Source organism: Kribbella catacumbae DSM 19601 (genome assembly GCF_000372465.1).
GTDB classification, from domain to species: domain Bacteria; phylum Actinomycetota; class Actinomycetes; order Propionibacteriales; family Kribbellaceae; genus Kribbella; species Kribbella catacumbae.
Map to the genome: position 1 here is coordinate 55,387 of NZ_AQUZ01000022.1, position 23,627 is coordinate 79,013.

General features: G+C 67.5%; 20 protein-coding genes and 1 pseudogene. 9 read left to right on the top strand and 12 right to left on the bottom strand.

Going from position 1 to position 23,627, the window contains the following annotated elements:
* Positions 1 to 216: 216 nt before the first annotated feature.
* Entirely contained in the window at positions 217 to 1,137 is a 921-nt protein-coding gene (locus tag A3ES_RS0122570; protein WP_020389113.1) for an endo-beta-N-acetylglucosaminidase H, read from the top strand.
* A 1-nt stretch (position 1,138) separates the two neighbouring features.
* On the opposite strand, the gene A3ES_RS0122575 is transcribed toward A3ES_RS0122570, so the two are convergent.
* Positions 1,139 to 1,660: a histidine phosphatase family protein gene (locus A3ES_RS0122575; RefSeq protein ID WP_020389114.1), complete on the bottom strand. Its 522-nt coding sequence runs from the start codon at positions 1,658 to 1,660 to the stop codon at positions 1,139 to 1,141.
* 104 nt (positions 1,661 to 1,764) lie between these two features.
* On the opposite strand from A3ES_RS0122575, the gene A3ES_RS0122580 reads away from it, so the two are divergent.
* Positions 1,765 to 3,624: an acyl-CoA dehydrogenase gene (locus A3ES_RS0122580; protein WP_020389115.1), complete on the top strand. Its 1,860-nt coding sequence runs from the start codon at positions 1,765 to 1,767 to the stop codon at positions 3,622 to 3,624.
* Positions 3,625 to 3,742: 118 nt separating this feature from the next.
* On the opposite strand, the gene A3ES_RS0122585 is transcribed toward A3ES_RS0122580, so the two are convergent.
* Complete coding sequence (locus tag A3ES_RS0122585) at positions 3,743 to 4,804, bottom strand: hypothetical protein (protein WP_020389116.1); 1,062 nt, start codon at positions 4,802 to 4,804, stop codon at positions 3,743 to 3,745.
* A gap of 50 nt (positions 4,805 to 4,854) precedes the next feature.
* Here A3ES_RS0122585 and A3ES_RS53465 point away from each other — a divergent pair, with 50 nt between their 5' ends.
* The 5 genes from A3ES_RS53465 to A3ES_RS0122610 all read left to right on the top strand — a co-directional run bounded on the left by A3ES_RS53465 (position 4,855) and on the right by A3ES_RS0122610 (position 8,222).
* Positions 4,855 to 5,058 carry a hypothetical protein gene (locus tag A3ES_RS53465; RefSeq protein WP_020389117.1) on the top strand — a complete coding sequence of 68 codons (204 nt, stop codon included), beginning with the start codon at positions 4,855 to 4,857 and terminating at the stop codon, positions 5,056 to 5,058.
* Positions 5,055 to 5,714 (top strand): hypothetical protein, encoded by a 660-nt coding sequence (locus A3ES_RS0122595; protein WP_020389118.1) that lies wholly within the window; start codon positions 5,055 to 5,057, stop codon positions 5,712 to 5,714. The genes A3ES_RS53465 and A3ES_RS0122595 overlap by 4 nt, the downstream gene beginning before the upstream one ends.
* Complete coding sequence (locus A3ES_RS0122600; protein WP_020389119.1) at positions 5,711 to 6,943, top strand: hypothetical protein; 1,233 nt, start codon at positions 5,711 to 5,713, stop codon at positions 6,941 to 6,943. The genes A3ES_RS0122595 and A3ES_RS0122600 overlap by 4 nt, the downstream gene beginning before the upstream one ends.
* A gap of 117 nt (positions 6,944 to 7,060) precedes the next feature.
* Positions 7,061 to 7,831, top strand: coding sequence for a DUF4097 family beta strand repeat-containing protein (locus A3ES_RS0122605; RefSeq protein WP_157630681.1), 771 nt, complete (start codon positions 7,061 to 7,063; stop codon positions 7,829 to 7,831).
* Between the two features lie 142 nt (positions 7,832 to 7,973).
* Positions 7,974 to 8,222: a DUF6458 family protein gene (locus A3ES_RS0122610; protein ID WP_020389121.1), complete on the top strand. Its 249-nt coding sequence runs from the start codon at positions 7,974 to 7,976 to the stop codon at positions 8,220 to 8,222.
* 6 nt (positions 8,223 to 8,228) lie between these two features.
* On the opposite strand, the gene A3ES_RS0122615 is transcribed toward A3ES_RS0122610, so the two are convergent.
* From A3ES_RS0122615 to paaN, 10 genes and pseudogenes are all read right to left on the bottom strand, one after another.
* Entirely contained in the window at positions 8,229 to 10,043 is a 1,815-nt protein-coding gene (locus A3ES_RS0122615; RefSeq protein WP_026163111.1) for an NHL domain-containing thioredoxin family protein, read from the bottom strand.
* 33 nt (positions 10,044 to 10,076) lie between these two features.
* Complete coding sequence (locus A3ES_RS56170) at positions 10,077 to 11,069, bottom strand: recombinase family protein (protein WP_157630682.1); 993 nt, start codon at positions 11,067 to 11,069, stop codon at positions 10,077 to 10,079.
* Between the two features lie 87 nt (positions 11,070 to 11,156).
* A pseudogene (locus A3ES_RS57135) lies at positions 11,157 to 11,633 on the bottom strand (recombinase family protein); the annotation flags it as partial.
* Positions 11,634 to 11,719: 86 nt separating this feature from the next.
* The gene (locus A3ES_RS0122625) at positions 11,720 to 13,363 is read right to left on the bottom strand and encodes a hypothetical protein (protein WP_237745029.1); all 1,644 of its coding nucleotides are present in this window, start codon (positions 13,361 to 13,363) and stop codon (positions 11,720 to 11,722) included.
* 240 nt (positions 13,364 to 13,603) lie between these two features.
* The gene (locus A3ES_RS0122630; protein WP_020389125.1) at positions 13,604 to 14,512 is read right to left on the bottom strand and encodes a carbohydrate ABC transporter permease; all 909 of its coding nucleotides are present in this window, start codon (positions 14,510 to 14,512) and stop codon (positions 13,604 to 13,606) included.
* Positions 14,509 to 15,408 carry a carbohydrate ABC transporter permease gene (locus A3ES_RS0122635; RefSeq protein ID WP_026163112.1) on the bottom strand — a complete coding sequence of 300 codons (900 nt, stop codon included), beginning with the start codon at positions 15,406 to 15,408 and terminating at the stop codon, positions 14,509 to 14,511. The genes A3ES_RS0122630 and A3ES_RS0122635 overlap by 4 nt, the downstream gene beginning before the upstream one ends.
* A 58-nt stretch (positions 15,409 to 15,466) precedes the next feature.
* Positions 15,467 to 16,744: an ABC transporter substrate-binding protein gene (locus tag A3ES_RS0122640; protein ID WP_020389127.1), complete on the bottom strand. Its 1,278-nt coding sequence runs from the start codon at positions 16,742 to 16,744 to the stop codon at positions 15,467 to 15,469.
* A gap of 501 nt (positions 16,745 to 17,245) precedes the next feature.
* Positions 17,246 to 17,764, bottom strand: coding sequence for a flavin reductase family protein (locus A3ES_RS0122645; protein WP_026163113.1), 519 nt, complete (start codon positions 17,762 to 17,764; stop codon positions 17,246 to 17,248).
* Complete coding sequence (locus A3ES_RS0122650) at positions 17,761 to 19,188, bottom strand: serine hydrolase domain-containing protein (protein WP_020389129.1); 1,428 nt, start codon at positions 19,186 to 19,188, stop codon at positions 17,761 to 17,763. Before A3ES_RS0122650 ends, A3ES_RS0122645 begins: the two co-directional genes overlap by 4 nt.
* Complete coding sequence (gene paaN, locus A3ES_RS0122655) at positions 19,181 to 20,860, bottom strand: phenylacetic acid degradation protein PaaN (protein WP_020389130.1); 1,680 nt, start codon at positions 20,858 to 20,860, stop codon at positions 19,181 to 19,183. The genes A3ES_RS0122650 and paaN overlap by 8 nt, the downstream gene beginning before the upstream one ends.
* 126 nt (positions 20,861 to 20,986) lie before the next feature.
* On the opposite strand from paaN, the gene pcaF reads away from it, so the two are divergent.
* Positions 20,987 to 22,204, top strand: a complete 1,218-nt coding sequence (pcaF, locus tag A3ES_RS0122660; protein ID WP_020389131.1) for a 3-oxoadipyl-CoA thiolase — start codon at positions 20,987 to 20,989, stop codon at positions 22,202 to 22,204.
* Positions 22,205 to 22,214: 10 nt separating this feature from the next.
* Positions 22,215 to 23,534 carry a phenylacetate--CoA ligase PaaK gene (gene paaK, locus A3ES_RS0122665; RefSeq protein WP_020389132.1) on the top strand — a complete coding sequence of 440 codons (1,320 nt, stop codon included), beginning with the start codon at positions 22,215 to 22,217 and terminating at the stop codon, positions 23,532 to 23,534.
* The last annotated feature ends 93 nt before the right edge of the window (positions 23,535 to 23,627 follow it).

The following is a 23,627-nucleotide window of genomic DNA, read 5'->3' on the forward strand; positions in this document are numbered from 1 at the left end:
CAAGACCATCTTTGTCTATAACTTCCTCCCGCGCGAGCAGGCGTCTCGCGGATCGGCCCACTGCGCTGAGCGACGACGTCTTGACACAACGTCTACTCCGGTCGAAGATCGGTTCGCTATACCGGTTTATCTGAGCTACCCCCGACTCGCCTTAGCAGGCAGGGAACAGCACTTAACCGGTATAGCGATCACCCCGCCCCGACAAGGAGTTGATCGATGAGTCCCGCATTCATCAGCCGACGGACCCTGCTGTCAGGTCTTGCGGCGACAACCGCCGTCGCCGCGACCGGCGCGGCAGCGATGCCCGCCGAAGCCGCGATGGACCGGCAGTGCCGCGCAGGCAAGACCGGCCCGCTGTCGGTCGTCTACGTGGAGGTGAACGACCACAGCATGCTGAGCGCCGGCAAGTACACCCTCGCCCAGGGTGGTGCCCAGGTGTTCGACATCGCCGTGATCTTCGCCGCCAACATCAACTACGACGGCACGAAGGCGTACCTGCACTTCAACCAGAACGTGCAACGCGTGCTGGACAACGCGGCGACCCAGATCCGGCCGCTACAGCAGAAGGGCATCAAGGTCGTGTTGTCGATCCTCGGCAACCACCAGGGCGCCGGCTTCGCCAACTTCCCGTCGAAGGCAGCCGCCGGGGCGTTCGCCCAGGAGCTGGCCAACGCGGTCACGAAGTACGGACTCGACGGCATCGACTTCGACGACGAGTACGCGGAGTACGGCGTCAACGGCACCGGCCAGCCGAACGCCAGCTCGTTCTTCTACCTGGTCTCCGCACTGCGCCAGAAGCTGCCGAACAAGCTCATCACCCTCTACGACATCGGCCCGTCGGCAGCCCGCCTGAGCTACAACGGCCAGAGCATCGCCAACACCTTCAACTACGCCTGGAACCCGTACTACGGAACGTGGAGCGTGCCGCGCGGTCCGAGCGCCAAGTCCAGACTGTCCCCGGCCGCGGTCTCCTACACCGCCACGAGCTCGTCCACCGCCGCAAGCCTGGCCCAGCGCACGGTCAACGAGGGCTACGGCGTCTTCCTCACCTACAACCTCGGCGAGACGGACACCCACACCTACATCTCCGCCTTCACCAGCAAGCTCTACGGCAGCAGCGCGGTCTACAAGCCCTGACTCAAAGCTCGTACTTCCACCCCGGCTGCCACTCGAAGGGCGCATCCAGCAGTTCCTCGAGTGGCAGCCGGCTGCCGAGCAGGTGGTCGAGACACCACCGGTTCGCCGAGTGGGCGACCACCAGGACCCGCCTTCCGGCGTACCAGCGGCTGATGTCGGCAAGGAACGACTCGGTCAGCCCCAGCACCTCCCGATAGCTCTGCCCGCCGGGGAACGGGACGTCGATCCGATCCCGTCGCGGCCCGAGAGAGTCCGCCGGTGAGCCGTTGAGCTCGCCGTAGTCGCACTCCCGCAGCCGCCAGTCCTGCAGATGCGGCATCTTCAGCCCGGCGACCTCGACCGTCTGCACGGCTCGGCGCAGATCCGAGCTGAAGACGACATCGACATCCCGGCGCCGCTCCCCGAGGCCCACCCCGAGCCGGCGGCCCTCCGCCGACAACTCCCCCGGCAGCCACCCCGTGGCGGTCCCCTCCTCGTTGTCCGTAGTGATCGAGTGCGTCTCGTAGATCAGCGTCGTGGTCACAGCTCACAGTCAATCCGCTTTGCGTAGATTACCGGCGGGTATATACTCAAGTTACTCGTGAGTACAACGCGCCAAGAGGCCGTGCCAATAGGTAGGGGAACCCTGTGAGCCACTACAAGTCGAATCTGCGGGACATCGAGTTCAATCTGCTCGAGGTGCTCGGCCGCGATGAGGTACTGGGCCAGGGCCCGTACGCCGAGATGGACGTCGACACCGCCCGCGAGGTGCTGTCGGAGATCGACCGGCTGGCCAAGAACGAGATCGCCGGCTCCTTCGAGGACGCGGACCGCAATCCGCCGGTGTTCGACCCGGCGACGCACGAGGTGCGGATGCCGGAGTCGTTCAAGAAGAGCTACCACGCCTACATGGACGCCGAGTGGTGGAAGCTCGAGCTGCCGCCGGAGCTCGGTGGCCAGCCGACCCCGCCCTCGCTGCGCTGGGCCGCCGCCGAGATGGTGCTGGGCGCCAACCCGGCCGTGCACATCTACGCGGCCGGCCCGAACTTCGCGCACGTGCTGTGGCGCAACGGCACCGACCGCGACAAGCTGATCGCCAAGCACATGATCGATCGCGGCTGGGGCGCGACCATGGTGCTGACCGAGCCGGACGCCGGCTCCGACGTCGGCGCCGGCCGCACCAAGGCCACGCTGCAGGACGACGGCAGCTGGCACATCGAGGGCGTCAAGCGGTTCATCACCTCGGGCGAGCACGACATGACCGAGAACATCGTGCACCTGGTGCTGGCCCGCCCGCAGGGCATCGAGGGCGCCGGCGGCCCGGGCACCAAGGGGCTCAGCCTGTACATCGTGCCGAAGTACGACTTCGATCTGACCACCGGTGAGCTGACCGGTGAGCGCAACGGCGCCTTCGTCACGAACGTCGAGAAGAAGATGGGCATCAAGGTGTCCACCACCTGCGAGGTCACCTTCGGCGAGACCGTGCCGGCCAAGGGCTACCTGCTCGGCGAGGTGCACGACGGCATCGCGCAGATGTTCCAGGTGATCGAGTACGCCCGGATGATGGTCGGCACCAAGGCCATCGCCACCCTGTCCTCGGGGTACCTGAACGCGCTCGAGTACGCCAAGGCGCGGGTCCAGGGCCCCGACCTGACCAACCCGGCCAAGGACGCTCCGCGGGTCACGATCACCCACCACCCCGACGTACGACGCTCGCTGCTCACCCAGAAGGCGTACTCCGAGGCACTGCGCGCGCTGGTGCTGTTCACCGCGACGTACCAGGACCGCGCGGAGCAGGCCCGGTACGCCGGTGAGCACGACCTCGAGGCCGAGCGGGTCAACGACCTGCTGCTGCCGCTGGTCAAGGGCTACGGCTCGGAGAAGTCCTGGACGCTGCTGGGCACCGAGTCGCTGCAGACCTTCGGCGGATCGGGCTTCCTGCAGGACTACCCGATCGAGCAGTACGTCCGCGACGCCAAGATCGACACCCTGTACGAGGGCACCACCGCGATCCAGGGCCAGGACCTGTTCTTCCGCAAGATCATCAAGGACCAGGGCCAGGCACTCGGCCACCTGTCCGAGCAGATCCAGGCGTTCGTCGCCTCCGAGGCGGGCAACGGCCGGCTGAAGGAAGAGCGCGGGCTGCTCGCCAAGGGGCTCGAGGACACCCAGAAGATCCTCGGCGTGATGGGCCAGGCGCTGATGGCGAGCAACCCGCAGGCCGAGAACGGCGACCCGCGCAACATCTACAAGGTCGCTCTGAACACCTCCCGGCTGCTCTTCGTGCTCGGTGACGTCGTCTGCTCCTGGCTGATGCTGCGGCAGGCCGAGGTCGCGCTGGACAAGCTCGGCGGGGAGCTGTCGCCGGCCGACCAGGACTTCTACACCGGCAAGCTGGCCGCCGCGCAGTGGTTCGTCCGCTCGACGATGCCGACGGTCCGCGCCGAGCGGATCAAGGCCGAGCTGACCGACCTCGACGTGATGGACCTGCCCGAGTCCGCCTTCTGAATCCTGCCCCGAACTGCCCGGTGATCTGCCCTGCCCGGGCGGATTGGTCTAGTGAAGAGTTACGCCCTGTAGTACCGCGACCCTGGCTTGGCTTCCCCTGTCCGGGCCAGGGCCGCGGCTACATCGGAACCAGTTTCGCGCCAACCACGTCTGTGCTGAGGTGGACCACTCTGGACGTCGTAGGCTGACCGCGATGTCCGCCCCCTTCGCAAACCTGCTGAGCCGCCGCCTGGCCGTGCTGCTCGCCGTACTGGCGTTCCTGCCGTTGGCACCCGCCCAGGCCGCCTCTGCCGCCGAGCCCGAGTTGCCCGACCAGATCGCCGCCGCCTGGCGCAAGGACCGGCTGTACGTCGATGCCGCGATGCGGCCGGGCTTTCCCCAGTCCGAGCTGGACCGGATCCGGACCGCGGCCAGTACTGCGGGCTTCCCGGTCTACATCGCGCTGCTCCCGCGGACGCCGTACCTCCGCCAGGAGAACCTGGACATGCCGACCCTGCTGCACGCTCGTCTCGGCGAGCCGGGCCTGTACCTGGTCTTGGTCGCCTCCGACAACTATTGGTCCGGCACGGAGAAGCTGATCCGCCCCGCCGGGCTGAAGGGCCGCTCGCTCGTCAGAGTGCAGCTCGACGACGAGCTGGACACCAGGATCGTCAGGGACCGGCCCGCGCCGAAGATCGTCCGCACGATCCAGCAGGCCGGTACGGCGTACGACGGCCGCGCACTGCCTGCGATCCCCGCGAGCGACCTGGACCCGGAGCGGCCGGCGCGGACCGCGCGTTCGACCACCGAGAAGGTGAACCTGTCGGCGTACATCGGGATGGGGATCGGCGGCCTGATCGGCTTCGTTCTCCTTCTCACCCTCGTTCTGCGCCGCCGGGGCAAGCCTGCTCGCACGCCTCAGCGGGAGAGCTCGCCGGCCGGCGTCACGACCCAGGTGGCGCGCTGGATCCCCAAGGCCGGCCGAGCGCTGCGCGCCCTCGAGAAGCGGCGTGATCCGACCACCGAGCAGCTCGATCAGCGAGACGCCGCAACCGTCCGGTTGGAGGCGGCCCGCCTGTTGCAGGCCGCCGACGGCGAGGACCTGCTCGTCCAGACCGGCGCCTTCGTGCTGGCCCGGCAGGCGTTCCAGCTGGCCAGCGGTCAGGACCTGCTGCCGCCTTGCTTCTTCGACCCGACGCATCCGTCCGGCACTTCCCGGGCGGCCTGGTCGGACGACACCGAAGTACCGGCTTGCAAGTCCTGCGCGGACACCGTGAAGCGTGGCAAGACGCCGCGTGGCCTGCGGGTGCGGGCGAAGTCGGTCTGTTCGGCCAGGACGTTGTGCCGTACTGGCAGCTCGATCCCGAGGAAAACCCGGTGGTCGCGACCGGCTTCGGCGCGCTCTCCGACGACCTGGCGGAGCGGGTCACGCGGGTCTACGGAGGTGTTCGGTGAAACGCCTCGCGATGCTGCTGGCTGTCGTCCTCCTGCTCGTCTCTCTGCCGTCGACCGCCTCCGCCAAGATCCCGGCCGACCCTCGGATCACCGCGGCCGTGGCCGCCTGGAAGAACCAGCCCGTGTACGTCGATCCGCAGTACACCTTGCTGGTCGGCGACCAGGTGCAGCCGATGATCGAGCGGATCCGTCAGGTCGAGCTGCCCGTGTACGTCGCGGTGGTGCCCAGCGGGAGCTGGTTCCAGGAGAAGGGCGACACCGAGTTGCTGGCCGGGTGGCTCGCGAACGCCAACGGCAAGCGCGGGATCTATCTGGTGATGAACGGCGACACGACCTATGGTGCCGAACACCTGGTCCGCGCTTACGGCCCCACGTACACGTACGGCGATTCCCGGCGGGAACCGATGTCTCAGCAGCTGTCGAAGTACCTGGAGGCTGTGAAGATGCGGGACCGGTATGAGCCGTCGGCGGCCCGGACCGAACCGCTCCCGCCCCGGGCGGAACCGACGTACACGCGGAAGCCGTTCACCACCGGAATGGCGATCCGCAACGGCCTCGGTGGACTCGTCTTCGGATTGTTCGGCGGCGCTCTGGTCGCCGGATGCGTGCTTGGACTGGCGGCACTCGTCGCCCGACGTGGTGGAGGACGGCTGTGAAGGTCAGGTATGCGCTGACTGTCGTACTGGCGCTGGTGCTGTCGATCGCGGCCGTGCCCGCGGGCGCCCGGCCGGCCCAGACACCGGCCGAGCGGGCCCGCGAGATCGCGACCGCGCTGGCGAAGGACCCGCTGTACGTCGACCCGGCGTACGCGACTGGTCTGCCGGCCAATCTGCGCGAGCCGGTCCGGACGAGGGCGAAGGCACTCGGCTACCCGGTCTACACGATCATCCTGCCGCTGACCCCGAGCGACACCTTCGAGGGCAAGGAGCGCAACGTCATCACCCTGGTGATGGACGCACTGCGCAAACCCGGCCTGTACGTCGTCGTCGACGGCGGCGGGCGCTTCCCCTGGTACGAAGCCAAGGACGTCCCGCAGCTCGATGACAAGAAGCTCAACTCCGCCCGTCAGCACGCTCTCGACGACACCGGCTACGACGCCGGGCCGACAGAGGTCGTGGCCCGCTTCTACGAGCTGCTGGCCGGGCCGGCGCTGCCTGCGCCGACCCGGACGACCACGAGCAACCGTGGCGGCACGTCCCGGGACGGTGATGATGACTCCTCCGGTGGAATGATTGCTGCCGGCATCTTCGTGGCCATCTTGGCGTTGCTCGTCGTACTGGGCCTGGTGATCGGCCGCAGGCGCCGCAATCCGGCCGCCCGCAAGGCCTTCACCATCCCGCCGCATGTCGCGGCGACCGTGGCTGCCGAGCGTCGGCGGCGCCTGACCAAGGAGACGACGGCTGAGCTGACCCAGCTCGGTTCCGACCTGGCCGCGCTGCCGACGGTGGCGGGCGAGGGGTTGCGCCACCAGCAGCTCGCACTCGACGCGCACGACGCGGCGGGCCGAGTACTGGACGCCTCACGCGACCTGGTCGACGTGGTCGGCGCGATGGTGCTGCTGGACCAAGGCCGTCAGGAGTACGACGCCGCGCGGGCACTCGCGGCGGGACGCAAGCCTGTCGCAGTACAGCCGATGTGTGCCTTCAATCCCTTGCACGGAAGGGTTTCCGGGCGACCCACTCGCGTCGAGGCGGATGGCAACACCCTGACCCTGCCGTTGTGTGCTGACTGCAAGCAAGCGTTGAAGCACAAGAACGCTCCGGCGTCCCTGCCGGGCGACGACGGGCCCTACTGGCACGGCGACGACCTGTGGGCGCGGACCTTCTTCGGTGCCATCACGGACGACCTGCCCGCCGCGGTCAGCCGGGGTGAATACCGGTCCTGACCGGCCTGCCCCTGAGTCGGCCGTCAGGGCCTTTCTGAGGGTTCTGCCTGATCCGGCGGGACGTCGTACCGACCTACTGTCGACCCATCAGGCGGGGACGAGCAGAGGTGGATGACGATGGCGACAACCAGGCAGGTCGGGGCACTGCTGCTGGTGACGGGGGCCGGGCTGGCGTTCTGGACCTTCGGGGACAAGGACTCCAGCAGCAAGCACGAGGTGACCGAGAAGATCTCCGTCGTCCGGCTGGACTCGCCGAACGCCGACGTCACCATCAAGGTGGCCGACGTGGACAAGACCACAGTCGAGGAGAAGCGCTCGTACTGGCTGATCAAGCATGGCGACGCGTTCGAGGTCGACGGTGACACGCTCAAGCTCGACGGCGACTGCGGCTGGCAGTGCCGGTCGGACTTCGTCGTCACTGTGCCGCGGGGAACGAAGGTGACCGGCGAGAACGGCAGCGGCGACCTGTCCATCACCGGGGCGAGCGGCGTTGACGCGAGCTCGCGGTCGGGCGAGGTCTCGCTGACCGATGTCACCGGTGATGTGAAGCTCAACCTGACTTCAGGCGACGTCGAGATCGACCGATTGACCGGCAAGCTGGAGATCGAGGCGACCTCGGGCGACATCGAGGCCAAGCACCTCAAGGGCGGCCCGGTGAACGTCGAGACCACCTCGGGCGACCTGCAACTCGAGCTCGACGAGGCGAACGACGTACGGGCGAAGGGCACCAGCAGCGATGTGAAGGTGACGGCGCCGTCGGGCAGCTACAAGGTGCACACCGAGACCCGCAGCGGTGACGTCGAGAACAGCCTCGGCAACGACCCGGCCGGGAGCCACAGCATCGATGCCAGCACGGTCAGCGGCGACGTGACGCTCGCGTCCCGCTGATTCGGGGCAGGTTTACCGCCGGGTACCCGTGGAGATGCCGCGCGCCGTCCGGCGACTGGGTCCGATCGACATGCACCGTTGATTGTCCCCCTGGCCGGGCGGGCGTAGCGTCGAAGGTGTCGTCGACTGCAAGGAGGCTCGGATGAGCATCGGTGTGGGGATCTTCCTGATGGTGGTGGGTGCGATCCTCGCGTTCGCCGTTCGTGACTCCTGGGACGCGGTCGACCTGACCGCCGTCGGCTACATCTTCATGCTGGCGGGACTGGCCGGGATCGTGCTCTCCTTCTACATCACGAACCGGCGCCGGCGCGTCCCGAACGACGCCCTCGACCCGGCCGTCGAAGAGGAGTACCGGGTCGTCGAGGAACACCACCGCGACATCAAGGAGTAGGCGGCGTCAGCTAAGAGGGGCTCCGGACAGCACCAGTTCGAGCCGGGCGGAGCCGTCGGCGCCGACCCGGACCGGCACGCCCCAGTCCTGGCGATGCATGTGACAAGCCGGGAACTCGACCTCCGCGGAGTCATCGCAGGACGCAGCCTGTACTGCGACGTGCAGCACGCCGTCCCCGACGCGTTCGTCGATCACCAGCCGCCGGGTCAGGTCGGTGGAGTCACCCGCACCTTCCCTGAGCAGCCCTTCCGGAGTCGATGAGACGAGCAGCCGGGTGGACGGCCCGTACCGGTCGTCGAGCTTCTGCCCCGGCGGCGGCGTGAACACCACGTCCAGAGTCACCTCGCCCGCCGCGATCACCATCGGCGGCCGCTGGGTCCGGGTGCTGAACTCGTCGGCCTTCGCCGATGCGCCCAGTGGTACCCGCGTCAGCCGGTGGGCGGCCGACTCGACGATGAGCAGATCGTTGCCCGCGACAACAGCTCCGCTGGGCTCGGCGAGACCCGTCGCCATCGTCTCCACCAGACCACTCGCGGGATCGTACCGGCGTACGGCGCCGTTGTAGGTGTCGGCGATCGCGATCGAACCGTCCGGCAGGACCGTCACGCCGAGCGGGTGCTGCAGCAACGCCTCCTCGGCCTTGCCGTCGCGCAGGCCGAAGTCGAACAGCCCGGTCCCGATGGCGGTGTGGACCTCGGTGTCGATCCAGCGCAGTGCGGAGATCTCCGAGTCGGCCAGCCAGAGCCGCTCACCATCGACCGCGAGCCCTGACGTCTGCGCGAACCAGGCTTCTTCTGGTACGCCGTCGCGAAGCCCTTCGTTGGTGGTGCCCGCGGCGACCTCGGTGACCTTGGTGAACGGGTCGAAGGTCCACAGCTGATGGACGCCGGCCATCGCGATCCACACCTTGTCCTGCCACCAGGCGACATCCCAGGGCGAACTCAGCACGCCGGTATCGTCGCCGTCCATCCATTGCTTGCCTGTGCCAACCAACGTGCTGACCTCGCCAGTGCCCAGGTTGATCCCCCGGAGCGCGTGGTTGACGGTGTCGGCCACCACCACGTCGTACCCGACCTGCTCGGCGACCTCGGTCGGCAGCAAGGTCAACCCATTGGGCTCGGAGAAGGTTGCGTTTGACCCATCGTCGAAGCCACGCTGCCTGGTGCCGAATCGCCTGACCACAGTGGTCGCGTCCGCCGCCAACTCGACCACACTGTGGTTGCCCGCGTCCGCCACCAGAAACCCGTCGCCCAAGGCAACAACCTTGGCCGGGAACCTCAACTCCGTCGGCTCCGCCTTCGGCGCGACGTACGGCGACTTCCCCCGCGTCAGCGTCCCCGCCTGCTCATGCTCCGCGATCAGCTCAGCCAGCTGAGCATCCAACGCATGCTCATGCCCTTCACCGGAGTACTGCGCGACGATGTACCCATTGGGATCCACCAACACCAACGTCGGCCACGCCCGCGCCGTGTAGTTCTGCCAGGTGACCAACTCCGGATCATCCAGCACCGGATGCCCCACCTCATACCGCTCCACCGCAGCCCGGACTGCCGCCTCTTCCCCCTCATGCGCAAACTTCGGCGAATGCACCCCCACAATCACCAACGCATCCCCATACTTCTCCTCCAACGGCCGCAACTCATCCAGCACATGCAGACAGTTGACGCAGCAAAAAGTCCAAAAATCGATCAAAACAGCCCGCCCGCGTAAGTCCGAGATCGAGTAGGACTTGCCACCGGTGTTGAGCCAGCCACGGCCACGGAGCTCAGGCGCGCGGACGAGGGGACGACGCCGACCAGATGCAGAGCTTGCAGGAGTCACCTAACCATTGTCCTCATCAGTACAAGAACCCGGCTAGGTGTCCAACGGGCGGTCAGTCACCCACACGACAGTCATGCGCTCGCCGGGTTCGAATCGTTTCCCCCGCACGCCCTGACACACCCAGACTTCTCGAATGGCCAGTTCCAGCAGGCCTCGCTTCCCATCCACACTCGCGGCCGACCACTGCTCCCGTAGCAACGTCGGATTCAGGAAGGACGTCAGGTCGATCTGCGGCAGGGAGATACCTTCGAGGCTCTGGCGCAGTCCATCCAGTCTGCGGCTCAAGGCCTGGCTCAACGGCAGATAGCGGTCCCGTTCGATGGTTCGCCGGACGTAGTAGTCCTGATCCAGGACAGTCAGCGCGGATCGCCCATCCTCCAGCGCAGAGAGGACGGATCGACGTTTGGCCACCCCTTCGGGATCCTGCCGGGACGCCAATCGCTCAGCGATCACCCCCAACAAGGGATCATCTTCAGGAGCAGTTGTCAGCCGACCGAACCACGCCTCCTGAAGGGCGTTGTCCAAGGCCCACATGTACGCACCTCCCGAAGCGGGACACTCACGCCCGAGGCGAACTGCCTGGCAACGATACGAGTGGCCTTGTCTGCTCATCCGTTCGCCGCACCCGGCACAGCGAAGAAGTCCGGTCAGCAGGTACCGGCTTCCCCTTGACTTCCTCCCCGCGCTTCGCCCGAACTTGGACGAGGCCACGCGCTCATCGAACGCCGCCAGGATGAGCGCCTGTTGCGCAGGCGAGATCAGGGGATCCTGGCCAGGTCCCATGATCGAAACCGCCTGGCCGGTATCTGGATCCAGCCACGGCCGCACCAGCCCGGAGTACCGGCCGTCTTCTTTCTTGACCGTTTCGGGCATCAGTCCCACGCTGGTCGGCCCGCGCATCAACTGAGCGATCGTTCCGATCCCCCACCGTCCGCCGCGCGGTGCTGGTACGCCGGCGGCATTGAGCCACCGCGCAACCTCCATGAGCGACTCGCCGCTCAGCAGCCGGTTCGCGATCTCCCGCACAACAGCGCCGGTTCTTGGTTCGACGTACAGCCGGCCACCGCGGTTGACCAGACCGTACGGCGATGCGCCGCCAATCCACCGCCCTTGAGTGCGGTGGAACGCCTTGGCTGATCTGACTCGTAGACCAAGGTTCTCGGACTCCGCGTAGGCCATTTCCGCAAGCAGGCCGACGACTTGGCGGTCCTCGGTGCGCGACGTGTCCAGGTTGTCCTGGACCGACACCAGACGACCGCCCGTTGCGCTGATCTTGTCCAGCACCTGTCCGACCTCACCCATCCCCCGTCGGGAGAGCCGGTCAAGTTTCCAGACAACCAGTGTTCCTACGACCCCTGCCGAGACAGCGGCAAGTGCATTCTTGAAGCCCTCTCGATCGACTCCAGGCAGATAGGCCGATCGGCCGCGATCGACATGACTTTGCCGGACCCTCAATCCGCTACGCCTCACCCACGAGCGGCAGTCGTCCTCCTGCCGCTCGATAGTGGTCTTCCCCTCCTTGTCGATGGAGATCCTCAAATAGAGATCGGCGTACAGATTCTTGGCTGCCACGTAGAACTCTCCCGCCACCCGATGCGTCGCAACTTCTGCCTGCCTCAGGTGTATCCCAAGCGACCGACACTTTCCGCACCAGTTCAGTCACTCGGCGATGGTTTCTAGCGGGGCAGGATGAGGGTGTCCGTCAGAAGTTTGGCGGTTTTTCGGAGGGTGGGTGGGGAGGAGGAGAGTTCGGCCGCCAGGGCCAGGGGGGTTAGGGGTTCGCCGGGGCCTACCAGGCGGTGGCGGTGGGCTTGGAGCCAGACTATGGCTCGGGGCCAGGTGGAGAGGCGGGCCTTGGTGAGGAGGTCGGGGGCGTCCCGGACCAAGCGGTCGGCGATCTCGAAGGCTTCGGCGGCGTAGCTAGTGCCGAGGGTTTCGCCGGCCAGTAGCCAGGCGTGGGGGGCGAGGACGGACAGCGTCGCCGCTTGGGACTTGTCCAGGCCGCGGAGGTCGGGGCGTGGGGGTGTGCCGAGGCCGGCCAGGGTGCGGTAGGCCTCTTCCAGGTCGGCGCTGGTGTCGTCGAGGAAGACGCGTTCGCCCGATGTCGAGCCGATCGGGCCGGCCAGGGCCGCCGCCTCCAGTGCGGGCGCCCAGACGTCGACGGCGTCGACTGCCTCCTCGATCGTGTCCACGTCCAGCCCGGTTCGCTCACCCGCGAACGCCAGCCAGGCCTTGACCACCACCGGCACCGCGCCGAAGTAGGTGCTGTCGGCAAGCACCTTGCGCGGCAGCCAGTAGGACAGGAAAAGCTCGACCAGTACTGCGCTCACGCGCAACGGCCCGCCAACCGTCCGGTCCACAGCATGGTCGATCCACAACCGCGCGATGTCCGCCGCATCGTCCGAAAGGCCAACAGCGAAAGACGATTCGAGGAACTCTTCCACCAGCTGATCCCGCTGCCGCCCGGACAACTGCGCGCGCACCGGCGGCCGCACCGGCCGCTCCGGCAACTGGGTCAGCCTGTTCACCAGCAGTCCGGAGAAGAACTCGAAGTCCTCGGTCACCGGCGGATCGTCGGAGTCGTGCGTCTCCCCCAACGCCTGCAGGATGATCCCCGCAGCCGTCGCCGGCCGCACCGTTCGCACGGTCACCCGCCCGCCGCGCTGGTACGCCTCGACCACCCGGTCGACCGGTGGCCCGACGAACACGTCCTTCGCGATCGCGCCCAGGTTGTTGTCCACGAAGACGACCACCGTGTGCGGATGCTGCTCATCGTCGTAGTCGAGCACCACGCTCAGCCCGTCGCCGGTGACGTCCTCCGACACGATCGCGCTGGTCAGCCGGAAGCCCGCGATCCGCGCCACCCAGTCCGGTACGTCGTACTGCGTCCGGCCGCGCGACAAGTGCGCGCGCTGCAACGGCAGTCGTCCGGCCGGCCCGACGGTGCGGGCCAGACTCGTCAACAGGACAAAGGAATCCGGGTCGCGCCGCTCACTCAGCACCCGGGCGGCGTCGGCCCAGAAGAACCGCTCGACCTCGCCGATCTCGTCGGGCTGGCCGGCCGGCCAAAGCTGGTCGGCGAGCAACGCGGCGGACCGCGCGACCGACGCCTCGGCGATGACCGGATGCAAGGCCGGTGGGGCCGCTGCCAGGTCGAGCAGTAGCGTCTCCTGCAAGGTGTCCAGCACGGCGACGCTCGGCGTGGTGTCGAGGTCCGTCCCCACGACACCCGCCGGCTGCTGCCCTGGGGTCGGGCCCGGACTGGAGCCAACCAGCCGCAAGTGGCTGCCGCGTCCGTCCCGGCCTCGTGACTTTGTCACTCTGGCGAGATTACCGCCGACCGGCCCTCCGCCGCAGGACGGTGCGCGCGTCCTGTGGACAGTCGCCTCGACACGCCGTGATCAGACGCCTACGGCCCGTGGATCCGGTACGTCGCACCGGGTGCCACGGCCAACCCTCCGTTCATTCGCCCCCTTTTCACCCTCCTGCTCAGCGACCCTGCGACCGTTGGCGGCCATCGAGGGTGAAAAGGGGGCGAATGAACGGAGGAGGTTGGGGGTTCAGCCCTTCAAGGCGCCGGCCATCAGGCCGCCGATGAACCAGCGGCCGAGCAGGATGTAGACGATCAGCGTCGGGAACGACGTGATCAGCGCGCCCGCCATGCTGGCCGCGTAGTCGACCTTCTGGCCACCGGCCAGGGCCGCCAGGCCGAGGGTGACCGGGCCGTTGGTCTGCTGGGTCAGGAACAGCGCGAACAGGAAGTCGTTCCAGACCGAGGTGAACTGCCAGATCAGCGTCACGACGAAGCCGGAGATCGAGACCGGCAGGATGATCCGGAGGTAGGTCTGGATCAGGCCGGCGCCGTCCACCCGGGCGGACTCGATGATCTCGGTCGGGATCACCGTCGCGTAGTAGTTGCGGAAGATCAGCGTGCAGATCGGGATGCCGTAGATCACGTGGGTGATCAGCAGCGTCGGGATGCCGCGGGTGACATCCAGTTCCTGGTAAGTCTGCCGCAGCGGCAGCATCACGGCCTGGTACGGGATGAACATGCCGAACAGGATGAACGCGAACACCAGGTTCGCGCCGGGGAACCGCCAGCGGGCCAGCACGAACCCGTTCGCGGAACCGATCAGCGACGCGATGATCGCGGCGGGCACGGCCAGCGAGAGCGAGCGGACCATGTAGGGCTGCAGGACGTCCCAGGACTTGCGCCAGGGCTCCAGCGTCCAGGTCTCCGGTAGCGACCACTGCTCGGCAGCGGTGGTGTCGGCCGAGGTCTTGAAGCTGGTGATCAGGACGACGTACACCGGCGTCAGCACGAACAGCAGGAACAACAGCAGCAAGATGTAACGAACGGTCCGGCTCTTCCTGGTCGAGCCGTCGGCGATCGTACTGCGGCGCGGCTTCTGACTGATCGCCGCGGCCGCCTTGCCGGTGGCGGCGGACGCCTCGTCGACGACGGTCATTCTTCGCTCTCCTGCCGAACGGTGTAGGCGACATAGGGAATGACGAGTACTGCGACGACGGCGAGCAGCACGATCGCGATCGCTGCCGACTTGGCCATATCGCTGCGGAGCAAGGTGTTCCACATGTAGACCGACGGCACTTCGGTGCGGAACTGGTTCGGCCCGGTGATCGCGTAGATCAGGTCGAACAGCTTCAACGACATGTGGCCCAGGATGATCAGCGCCGACAGCGCGATCGGCGACAGTTGCGGGAACAGCACGTACCGGTACAGCTTGAACTCACTGGCGCCGTCCACCCGGGCCGCCTCGCGAAGCTCGTCCGGAATGCCCCGGAAGCCGGCCAGGAACAGAGCCATGATGTAGCCGGACAGCTGCCAGACCGCGGGTAACGCGATGGACGCCATCGTGGTCCACCGGTTTCCCGCGGTCCACCAGGGATTCTCCAGGAAGTTCAGGCCGATGATGTCGAACAGGCGGTTCAGGCCGCGCGCGTCGTCACCCTGGGACGGGTTCAGCAACCAGCCCCAGACGACCCCGGAGGCGATCATCGAGATCGCCATCGGGAACAGGAAGACCGACCGGAAGACGCCTTCGCCGGTGACCCCCTTCTCCAGCAGCAGGGCCCAGAGCAGGCCGAAGAGCAGCGTGCCCACGATGAACGCCACCGTGAGCACGCCGAGGTTCTTCAGCGAGTTGAGGAACCGGTCCTCACCGAACAGGTTGACGTAGTTCTCGAAGCCGACATGGTTCGTCGGCACCGGGCGGGCGCTGTGCTTGTCCGTCAACGAGGTGTTGAAGGTCCACGCGATCAGCCCGTAGACGAAGTACCCGAGCAGAAGCACCGTGGGCAGGAGCACCAGCGCCCCTGGCCCCCAGGTGCGGATTCTTCCGTGCATACGTCAGGACTCCCGGTCGAGATCAGTCGTCAGGTTCGGTTCGGACGGCACCGGGCGATCAGCTCGGCTTCGCCGCGGCGACGAGTGCCTTCTGCAGCACACCGACGTCCAGCCCGCTGCTGAACTGACCCATCGCCGACAGGATGCTGTCGTTCTGGCCCAGCGTGCAAGCAGCACCGTGGGCGCAGGACGGCACGATCTTGTTGGCCTTCCAGTCGGCCATCGCGGCCTGCTGGTACTTCGGGTAGTCCGTGGCAACCGCGTCCGAACGGGCCGGGATCGAACCCTTCTTGGTGTTGAAGGCCTTCTGGCCCTCGGCGCTACCGGAGACCTTCAGCCAGCACTTCGACCCCTCGGGGTTCTGGGCGCCGGTCGGCAGCGTGAACGAGTCCGCCAGGAACTGGAAGGTCCCCGCGGTCCCCGGCGCCGGCCAGTAGGTGTAGGCCGTCTCCGGGATCTTGTCGGACAGCTGCTGCGCGGCGACCCAGTCGCCCATCAGCGTGTAGCCCGACTGGCCCTTGTTCACGTACTGCAGCGCGTCCGGCCAGTCGATCGCCTCGCGGTCGGCGTTGCTGTACGACAGCACCTTCTTGAACTTCTCCAGCGCGGCGGTGACGTCGGCGCCGGCCATGTCGGTCTTGCCGTTCCACAGACCGGCGAACTTGTCCGGGCCGAGCTCGGCGAGCAGCACGACCTCCATCACCATCTCCTCGGCGAAGCCCTTGGAGGTGGCCAGCGGGGCCTTCACTCCGGCCGCCTTCAGCTTCTCCATGTCGGCGATCCAGGCGTCGACCGAGGCCGGTGCCTTAGTGGCGTCGATGTTCGCCTTCTTCAGGACGGCCGGGCTGGCCCAGACGACGTTGGCGCGGTGCACGTTGACCGGTACCGAGTAGATCTTGCCGTCGACGGTCAGGTTGTCCAGCAGGCTCTGCGGGAACGCCTTGTCGAGGCCGAACTCCTTGTAGAGGTCGCTGACGTCGTCGACCTGGGCGTTCTTGATGTAGTCGCCCAGCTCGGCGCCGGCGTGCGCCTGGAAGGTCGACGGTGGCTTCTTGGCCTGCAGGTCGTTCGCCAGCACCTGCTTGGCGTTCGACCCGGCGCCACCGGCGACGGCGGAGTTGACGAACTTGTAGTCCTTGCACTCCTTGGTGAACTCCGAGACCAGGCCGTCGAGCCCTGCCTTCTCGCCACCGTCTGCCCACCAGGTGAAGACGGTCACGTCCTTGTTGGCAGCCGCGTCCCCGCCGCCGGAGTCATCACTGTTCCCGCAGGCACTGACCGCGAGAAGACCCACGGCACCTACTACCGCGAAGGTCTTGCTCCAACCACCACGCATTTTTTCACTCTCCGATCAGCTCATGGAGCTGTCTGACAACGAATGCCCCCTTGACGGCCCAACTCTGGGCACGCGGCCGGGCGGGTGTCAACGCTCCGCGCAGGCGCGTTGCGCAGACGTGACCCCTCGTGCACTAGTGGTGTGAGAGCGCGTACACAGTGCTCACACAAGGCCAGTATGCGCACTGGTACTGCGCGATCCGGCACCTCCACGCCGTGCGGCCAGCCGCCGAATCGGACCGTCGCGCCCGGCTAGGCTCCTTCGAAGGTGCTTGCCCCCGCGCGGACCGGGCAACGTGCCGGCCGGTCCCCATCAGGCCCGACAACGTGAGTAGCCAAGGCACCAGCAAGTCCCCGGGTATGTCGTTCAAGCAGTTCGAACAGGTGACGTCCATCACCACGAGCGGGGTGACAACGAAGTCACCGGGCCGCACCGTTCTGCGTTACTGGTCTTTGCCCCGACGGCGTTCAGGGGTGCATCGCAAGAGGCGCGTGGCTGGAGTTACAGGACGGTGTAGCGGCCGCGGCGGTGGATGATGGGTGGGATCTCGTCTGGGGCGAGTTCGACGTGGGCGATTTCGAGTTGGACCTGGAGGGACCAGCCGACCTCGAGGGGATCGGGTGAGACCAGGCGGCAGCCCGCCCAGGTGGATACTCCTACGGGGGCCGGGCCCCACTCGGTGTCCGTCCAGTCGAGCATGCGGAACGGGCCGCCCGGTGCGGGGGCGACGTACCCGAAGGCGTCGGCTAGTTGCTGGTGTGGGGCGCCGAGCAGGCTGACCACGGCGGTCCTTGCCTTGCGCAACGTCCCCCAGAGGTCCGAGTCCGGGTCGATCAACCCGATCACGTAGCCGGGCTCGCCGTCTGCGATCAGCATCGACGACACGGTCAGCCCGGCCCGCTTCCCCTCGTACTGCGTGGTCCACAACCCCACTGGCGACGGCAAGCGCCCACGCAACCGTCGCACCGGGCTCCGCTCCGACTCAGGTGGCAGAAACGGATGGTCCCCGTGAATGGTCATGCCTGAACGCTACTCACCCTCACTCGGTCGGGGAGCGTGAAGCGGTCGATCGGGCGAGCCAGACCGATCGAACCGTGCAGCGACTCCACCTCACCGTCCGGGCCGAAGGTGACGCGGTACGCCTCGCCATAGGCGCCGTAGCCGGAGCCGCCGGTGATGCGCAGGTCGTCGCCGTCCGCTTCGACGGTCGTCGGGTCGGCGGCCGGGTCGGGTGAGGTCGGGTCGATCACATAGAGCCGGCCACCGAGCAGCACGATGTCCATGACGCCCCACAAGTTCGCGTAGCGGCCGGTGAAGCGGGCCAGCCCGGCGCCATCCTCCCTCGGCTTGGACTCGGCCAGCTCGACCAGCTTGAACGCAGCCTCGGTCAACTGCCGGGCCGGGCCGTCGATCGCGTTCGTCAGCACGGCCACTGCGAGCCGGCGGCCGGCGTCGACCAGGGACAGCGTGATGTGCCCCGGATAGCCGCCGCTGTGCCCGAACAGCTGCCGCTCGCCCACCTTCGACACCATCAGACCAAGCCCGTACTGCGGCCAGTCGTCCTCCGCCGTCTTCCACAGCGGGTGCTGCATCTGCCGCTTGGACGCGTCGGTCAGCAGCCGGTCGTCGCCGGGCAGGTGCGCCGACCAGTAGCTCACCACATCGCGCGCGGTGCCGAAGAACCCCGTCGCCGAGGCGAGCGCGCCGGTGTCGATGTGGTCGATCGGCACCCGATGGTCGGCGTACGCGAGTGAGCTGTAGCCGGCCGCGTACTCGCTCGCGCGGTTCGGGTCCAGCTCCGGACCGAGTCCGGTCAGGCCGAGTTTGTCGACGATCGCGGTCTGCACGAAGGCGTTGTACGGCGTACCGGTGACCGCTTCGATCACGAGCCCGAGCAGGCCGAAGCCGATGTTGGAGTACTTGAACCGGTCGTTGTCCTGGAGCACCTCAGAGCCCGGCTGCCCGACCACCCGGAGCAGCTGGTCGCGATCCGGGAAAGCCTTCCGCAGCTGCCAGAAGTCTCCCTCGTCGCTGTCCCGGGTCACCCCGCCGGCGTGACTGAGCAAATCCCGGATCGTCCGCTCACCCAGCGGCGTACCGACGATCTCGGTCACATGCATGGCGATCTTGTCGTCCAGCCGCAACCGGCCCTGCTCGGCCAGTTGCAGCACGGCGGTCGCCGTGAACGTCTTGGAGTGCGACGCGATCCGGAACAGGTGCTGCACGGTCAGCGGCACGCCCTGCTCGACGTCCGCCTGCCCGTACGCCGCCGAGAACGCCACGGCGTCACCGGCGAATGCCTGACCGGGGTGGTGGGGCGGGGGTCGAAACAGTACGGCGGCCTGCACTCCTGGGATGCGTTGATAGCGCTGGTTGAACGCCAGCCACCGGTCGTAGTACGCGAGTACTTCCTTCAGATTCGCGGCATCCAGGGAGTCAGGCATGACGCCTAGACTGAATGACGCGGAAGCGACTCGCAACGTAAGCGCCATCCGTGTACGTGGCGTTAGCGGCCGGGTTCGCTCCGGTGCCGTGGAAATCGCTGAAAGCAGCCGATTGATTGACGAAGACCTGACCGGTCAGGTTCTCCGACAGGGCGACGCCGACATCGAGCGCCGCGTCCCGGACCTCGTCGAGTGTCGCCTCGTCGGTCGAGTAGACGCCGGCCGTCATCGCGCCGCCCTCGTTGACCGTCTGCCGGAACAGCCCGATCGACTCAGCGGTCCCACTCGTGCGGACCAGGAACGACACCGGCCCGAAGCACTCGCGCCCGTAAACGTCCTCGTTCTTCGCGTCGATGGCGACCAGCAGCGGAGTCCGGACGACGGCATCGGCGTACGCCGGGTGCGTGATCGCGCGCGACTCCAGGACGACGTCGCCGTACTCCGGTGCGAGCTCGAGCCGGTTGACCACGGCCGCATTGACGATGCCGCCGAGCAGCTCGACCGCGCGGGCGTCGTCGCCGAGCAGCTTGCTGATCGAGGTCGCGATGCCGGCGCCGACCTCGTCGAAGGACTTGTGCCCCTCGTCGGTCTCGATCCCGTCGGCGGGGACGAACAGGTTCTGGGTGGTGGTGCACATCTGGCCGGAGTACAGGGAAAGCGTGAAGCCGAGGTTGTTGCAGAGCGCCTTGAACGAGTCGGTCGAGTCGATGATGACCGCGTTCACGCCGGCCTTCTCGGTGAACACCTCGGCCTGGGTCGCGTTCTGCTCCAGCCACTGGCCGAACTCGCTGCCGCCGGTGAAGTCGATGATCTTGACCTCGGGGCGCAGCGCGAGCGGCTTGGCCAGGCCGTCACCGGGGTGCTCGGCGGCCAGGGTGACCAGGTTCGGGTCGAAGCCGGCCTCGGCCAGCACTTCGCGGCAGACCTCGACGGTGATCGCGAGCGGCAGCACGGCCAGCGGGTGCGGCTTGACGACCACCGCGTTGCCGGTGACCAGCGACGCGAACAGGCCGGGCCAGGAGTTCCAGGTCGGGAACGTGTTGCAGCCGATCACCAGCGCGACGCCGCGGCCGGTGACGGTGAAGTTCTTCTCCATCCGGATCGGGTCGCCCTTGGCCGGCTTCTCCCAGACCGCGGTGGCCGGGTAGCGGCTCATCTCCTCGTACGAGTACGCGATCGCCTCCAGCGCCCGGTCCAGCGCGTGCGCGCCACCGGCCTGGAACGCCATCACGAAGGCCTGCCCGCTGGTGTGCTGGACCGCGTTGGCCAACTCGAAGACGCGCTTGTGCAGCCGGTCGAGGATCTCCAGCGTGACGCCGGCGCGGGTCTCGATCCCGCCCTTTCGCCAGTCGGTCATACCCTTCCGGGCAGCCGCGAGCAGCTCGTCCAGGCCACTTTCGGTGGTTCGCGGGTACTGCACGTCCAGCTGGACGCCGTACGGCGACTCCTCGGAGCTGACGGTCCCGTTGGCGCCGGGCGTCTCCAGCGGGTACGTCGTACCGCGGTGCGCCTCGAACGCCGCCTTGCCGTCCTCGGCCGCGGTTTCGCCGTAGACCCGCGGGCTGGGCGACTCAGGGAAGGCGGAGAAGTAGCCACGGCTACGGATCGCGGCCAGCGCGCCGTCGAGGCGCTCGCGGTGCGCGGTGAACGAATCTGTACCGGTCGTGGTCATCGGTGTGCGCTCCAAGCTCAGATGGACTTGCTGCCAGCTTAAGGACGACGTCCCAGCTGATGTTACAGTCGTTGATCAGATCGCGGAACAAGTGTCACAACCGACTTTCCGCCGGACCGATGCCTGATGGAGGACAGCGTGAACCGCGTGGCTTATCTGGTGGACGGCGTCCGCACCCCGATCGGCCGGTACGGCGGCGCGCTCGCCGCGGTCCGTCCGGACGACCTGGCGGCGCAGGCCATCTCCGCCCTGCTCGCCCGGCACGCCNCCCTCGATCCCGCCACGATCGACGACGTCTTCCTCGGCTGCGCGAACCAGGCCGGCGAGGACAACCGCAACGTCGCCCGGATGGCGCTGCTGCTGGCCGGGCTGCCGGACAGCGTGCCGGGCTCGACGATCAACCGGCTCTGCGGTTCCGGCCTGGACGCGGTCGCCGCGGCCGCCCGGTCGATCATTGCCGGAGACAACGAGATTGTGCTGGCCGGTGGCGTCGAGTCGATGTCGCGGGCCCCCTTTGTGATGCCCAAGGCAACAAGCGCTTTCTCCCGCCAGGCGGAGATCTTCGACACCACGATCGGCTGGCGGTTCGTCAATCCGGTACTGAAGAAGCAGTACGGGATCGACTCGATGCCGGAGACCGCCGAGAACGTCGCGTCCGAGTTCTCGGTGTCGCGAGAGGACCAGGACCTGTTCGCGCTGCGCAGTCAGCAGCGTGCGGCCAAGGCCGGTGCCAACGGGCGGCTGGCCGAGGAGATCGTCGCTGTATCGGTGCCGGGTAAACGTGGCGCGGTGACTCTCGTCGAGGTCGACGAGCACCCGCGCGAGACCTCTCTGGAATCTCTAGCCGGATTGAAGACCCCGTTCCGCGATCCCGGGACGGTCACCGCGGGCAACGCGTCGGGCGTCAATGACGGTGCCGCCGCGCTGCTGGTGATGAGCGGCGAGGCGGTCGAGCGGCTCGGCGTGACCCCGCTGGCACGGATCGTCGCGACCGCGGCAGCCGGCGTACCGCCGCGGATCATGGGCATCGGCCCGGTCCCGGCGACCCGCAAGGTGCTCGCCCGGGCGGGCGTCACGCTGTCCGAGCTAGGGGTGATCGAACTCAACGAGGCTTTCGCGGCCCAGTCCCTCGCAGTACTGCGTGAGCTCGGCCTGCCCGACGACGCCGAGCACGTGAATCCGAACGGCGGCGCCATCGCCCTGGGCCACCCGCTGGGCATGTCCGGCGCGCGTCTCGCCCTCACCGCAGCACTGGAGCTCCGCCACCGCGACGCCGGATACGCGCTCGCCACCATGTGCATCGGCGTCGGCCAGGGGATCGCGACGCTACTGGCCCGCCCGTAACTTAGGTCCCATGAACGAACGACTTCTCGGGGAAGCCTGTCCTGCCGAACTCCTGGACGACGGCGAGAAGCTGTCCGTCGACGAGCTGCGGGCGCGGCAGCTGGCCGGCCTGCAGCAGACCGTGCGTACGGCGTACGAGAACGTGCCGCACTATCGCGCGGCGCTGGACGGCGTCGGTTTCCAGCCCGGCGATCTACGAGAGCTGTCCGATCTCAGCCGGCTGCCCTTCACCGGCAAGCAGGATCTGCGCGACAACTACCCGTTCGGGATGTTCGCGGTACCACGCGAGCAAGTCGTGCGCGTGCATGCCTCCTCCGGTACGACGGGCCGCCCGACCGTGGTCGGTTACACCCAAGGCGACATCGACAACTGGGCCGATCTGATCGCTCGCTCGATCCGCGCGGCCGGCGGCCGGGCCGGCGATGTGTGCCACATCGCCTATGGATATGGCCTTTTCACCGGTGGACTGGGTGCGCACTACGGCGCTGAGCGGCTCGGCTGCACCGTCGTACCGGTGTCCGGCGGGATGACCGACCGGCAGGTCGACCTGATCCGCGACTTCGGTGCCCGGATCATCATGGTGACGCCGTCGTACTTCCTCTCCATCGTCGACGAGATGGTTGCCCGGGGCATGGATCCGCGGGAGACCTCGCTGCGGATCGGCATCTTCGGCGCGGAACCGTGGACCGAGCAGATGCGCACCGAGGTGGAGAGCAAGACGGGCATGCACGCCGTCGACCTCTACGGCCTGTCGGAGGTGATGGGCCCTGGTGTCGCGCAGGAATGCGTCGAGACCAAGGACGGCCTGCACATCTGGGAGGACCACTTCTACCCCGAGGTCATCGATCCCGTCACCGGCGAGGTGCTGCCCGACGGCGAGGTCGGTGAGCTGGTTTTCACCACCCTCACCAAACAAGCCTTCCCCGTACTGCGTTACCGCACCCGCGACCTGACCCGCCTGCTCCCCGGGACCGCGCGCCCCGCGATGCGGCGGATGGAGAAGATCACCGGCCGGACCGACGACATGATGATCGTCCGTGGCGTGAACGTCTTCCCGACCCAGATCGAGGAGCAGCTTCTCCTGGTCGAAGGCCTCACCCCGCACTATCTCTGCGTCCTCACCCGCCCGAACCGCCTCGACGAACTCACCGTCCAGGTCGAAGCCGCGCCGGCCCTCCCCGAATCCTCCTACCCGCAGGCCGCCGCGGTCTTGTCCGGCCGCATCAAAGAGCGAGTCGGCGTCACGGCAGCAGTGGAAGTCGTTCCACCTCATGCCCTGGAACGCTCACTGGGCAAGGCGAAACGCATCCGCGACGACCGCAGGCGCTAAACCTGTCCCGACCGACAAGACATAGTCCCCGTACTGCGGTCGGCTGCCGCTCCCGCGAGCGTGACGCCCGGCCGAAGAACCGACTATGTCCTG

Bases quoted from the DNA above. Each gene is read 5' to 3' on its own strand.
- A3ES_RS0122570 (WP_020389113.1), top strand. From the start codon at position 217: ATGAGTCCCGCATTCATCAGCCGACGGACCCTGCTGTCAGGTCTTGCG.
- A3ES_RS0122585 (WP_020389116.1), bottom strand. From the start codon at position 4,804: ATGCGTCGGGTCGAAGAAGCAAGGCGGCAGCAGGTCCTGACCGCTGGC.
- A3ES_RS0122605 (WP_157630681.1), top strand. From the start codon at position 7,061: ATGGCGACAACCAGGCAGGTCGGGGCACTGCTGCTGGTGACGGGGGCC.
- A3ES_RS0122610 (WP_020389121.1), top strand. From the start codon at position 7,974: ATGAGCATCGGTGTGGGGATCTTCCTGATGGTGGTGGGTGCGATCCTC.
- A3ES_RS0122630 (WP_020389125.1), bottom strand. From the start codon at position 14,512: ATGACCGTCGTCGACGAGGCGTCCGCCGCCACCGGCAAGGCGGCCGCG.
- A3ES_RS0122635 (WP_026163112.1), bottom strand. From the start codon at position 15,408: ATGCACGGAAGAATCCGCACCTGGGGGCCAGGGGCGCTGGTGCTCCTG.
- A3ES_RS0122640 (WP_020389127.1), bottom strand. From the start codon at position 16,744: ATGCGTGGTGGTTGGAGCAAGACCTTCGCGGTAGTAGGTGCCGTGGGT.
- A3ES_RS0122645 (WP_026163113.1), bottom strand. From the start codon at position 17,764: ATGACCATTCACGGGGACCATCCGTTTCTGCCACCTGAGTCGGAGCGG.
- A3ES_RS0122650 (WP_020389129.1), bottom strand. From the start codon at position 19,188: ATGCCTGACTCCCTGGATGCCGCGAATCTGAAGGAAGTACTCGCGTAC.
- paaN (WP_020389130.1), bottom strand. From the start codon at position 20,860: ATGACCACGACCGGTACAGATTCGTTCACCGCGCACCGCGAGCGCCTC.
- paaK (WP_020389132.1), top strand. From the start codon at position 22,215: ATGAACGAACGACTTCTCGGGGAAGCCTGTCCTGCCGAACTCCTGGAC.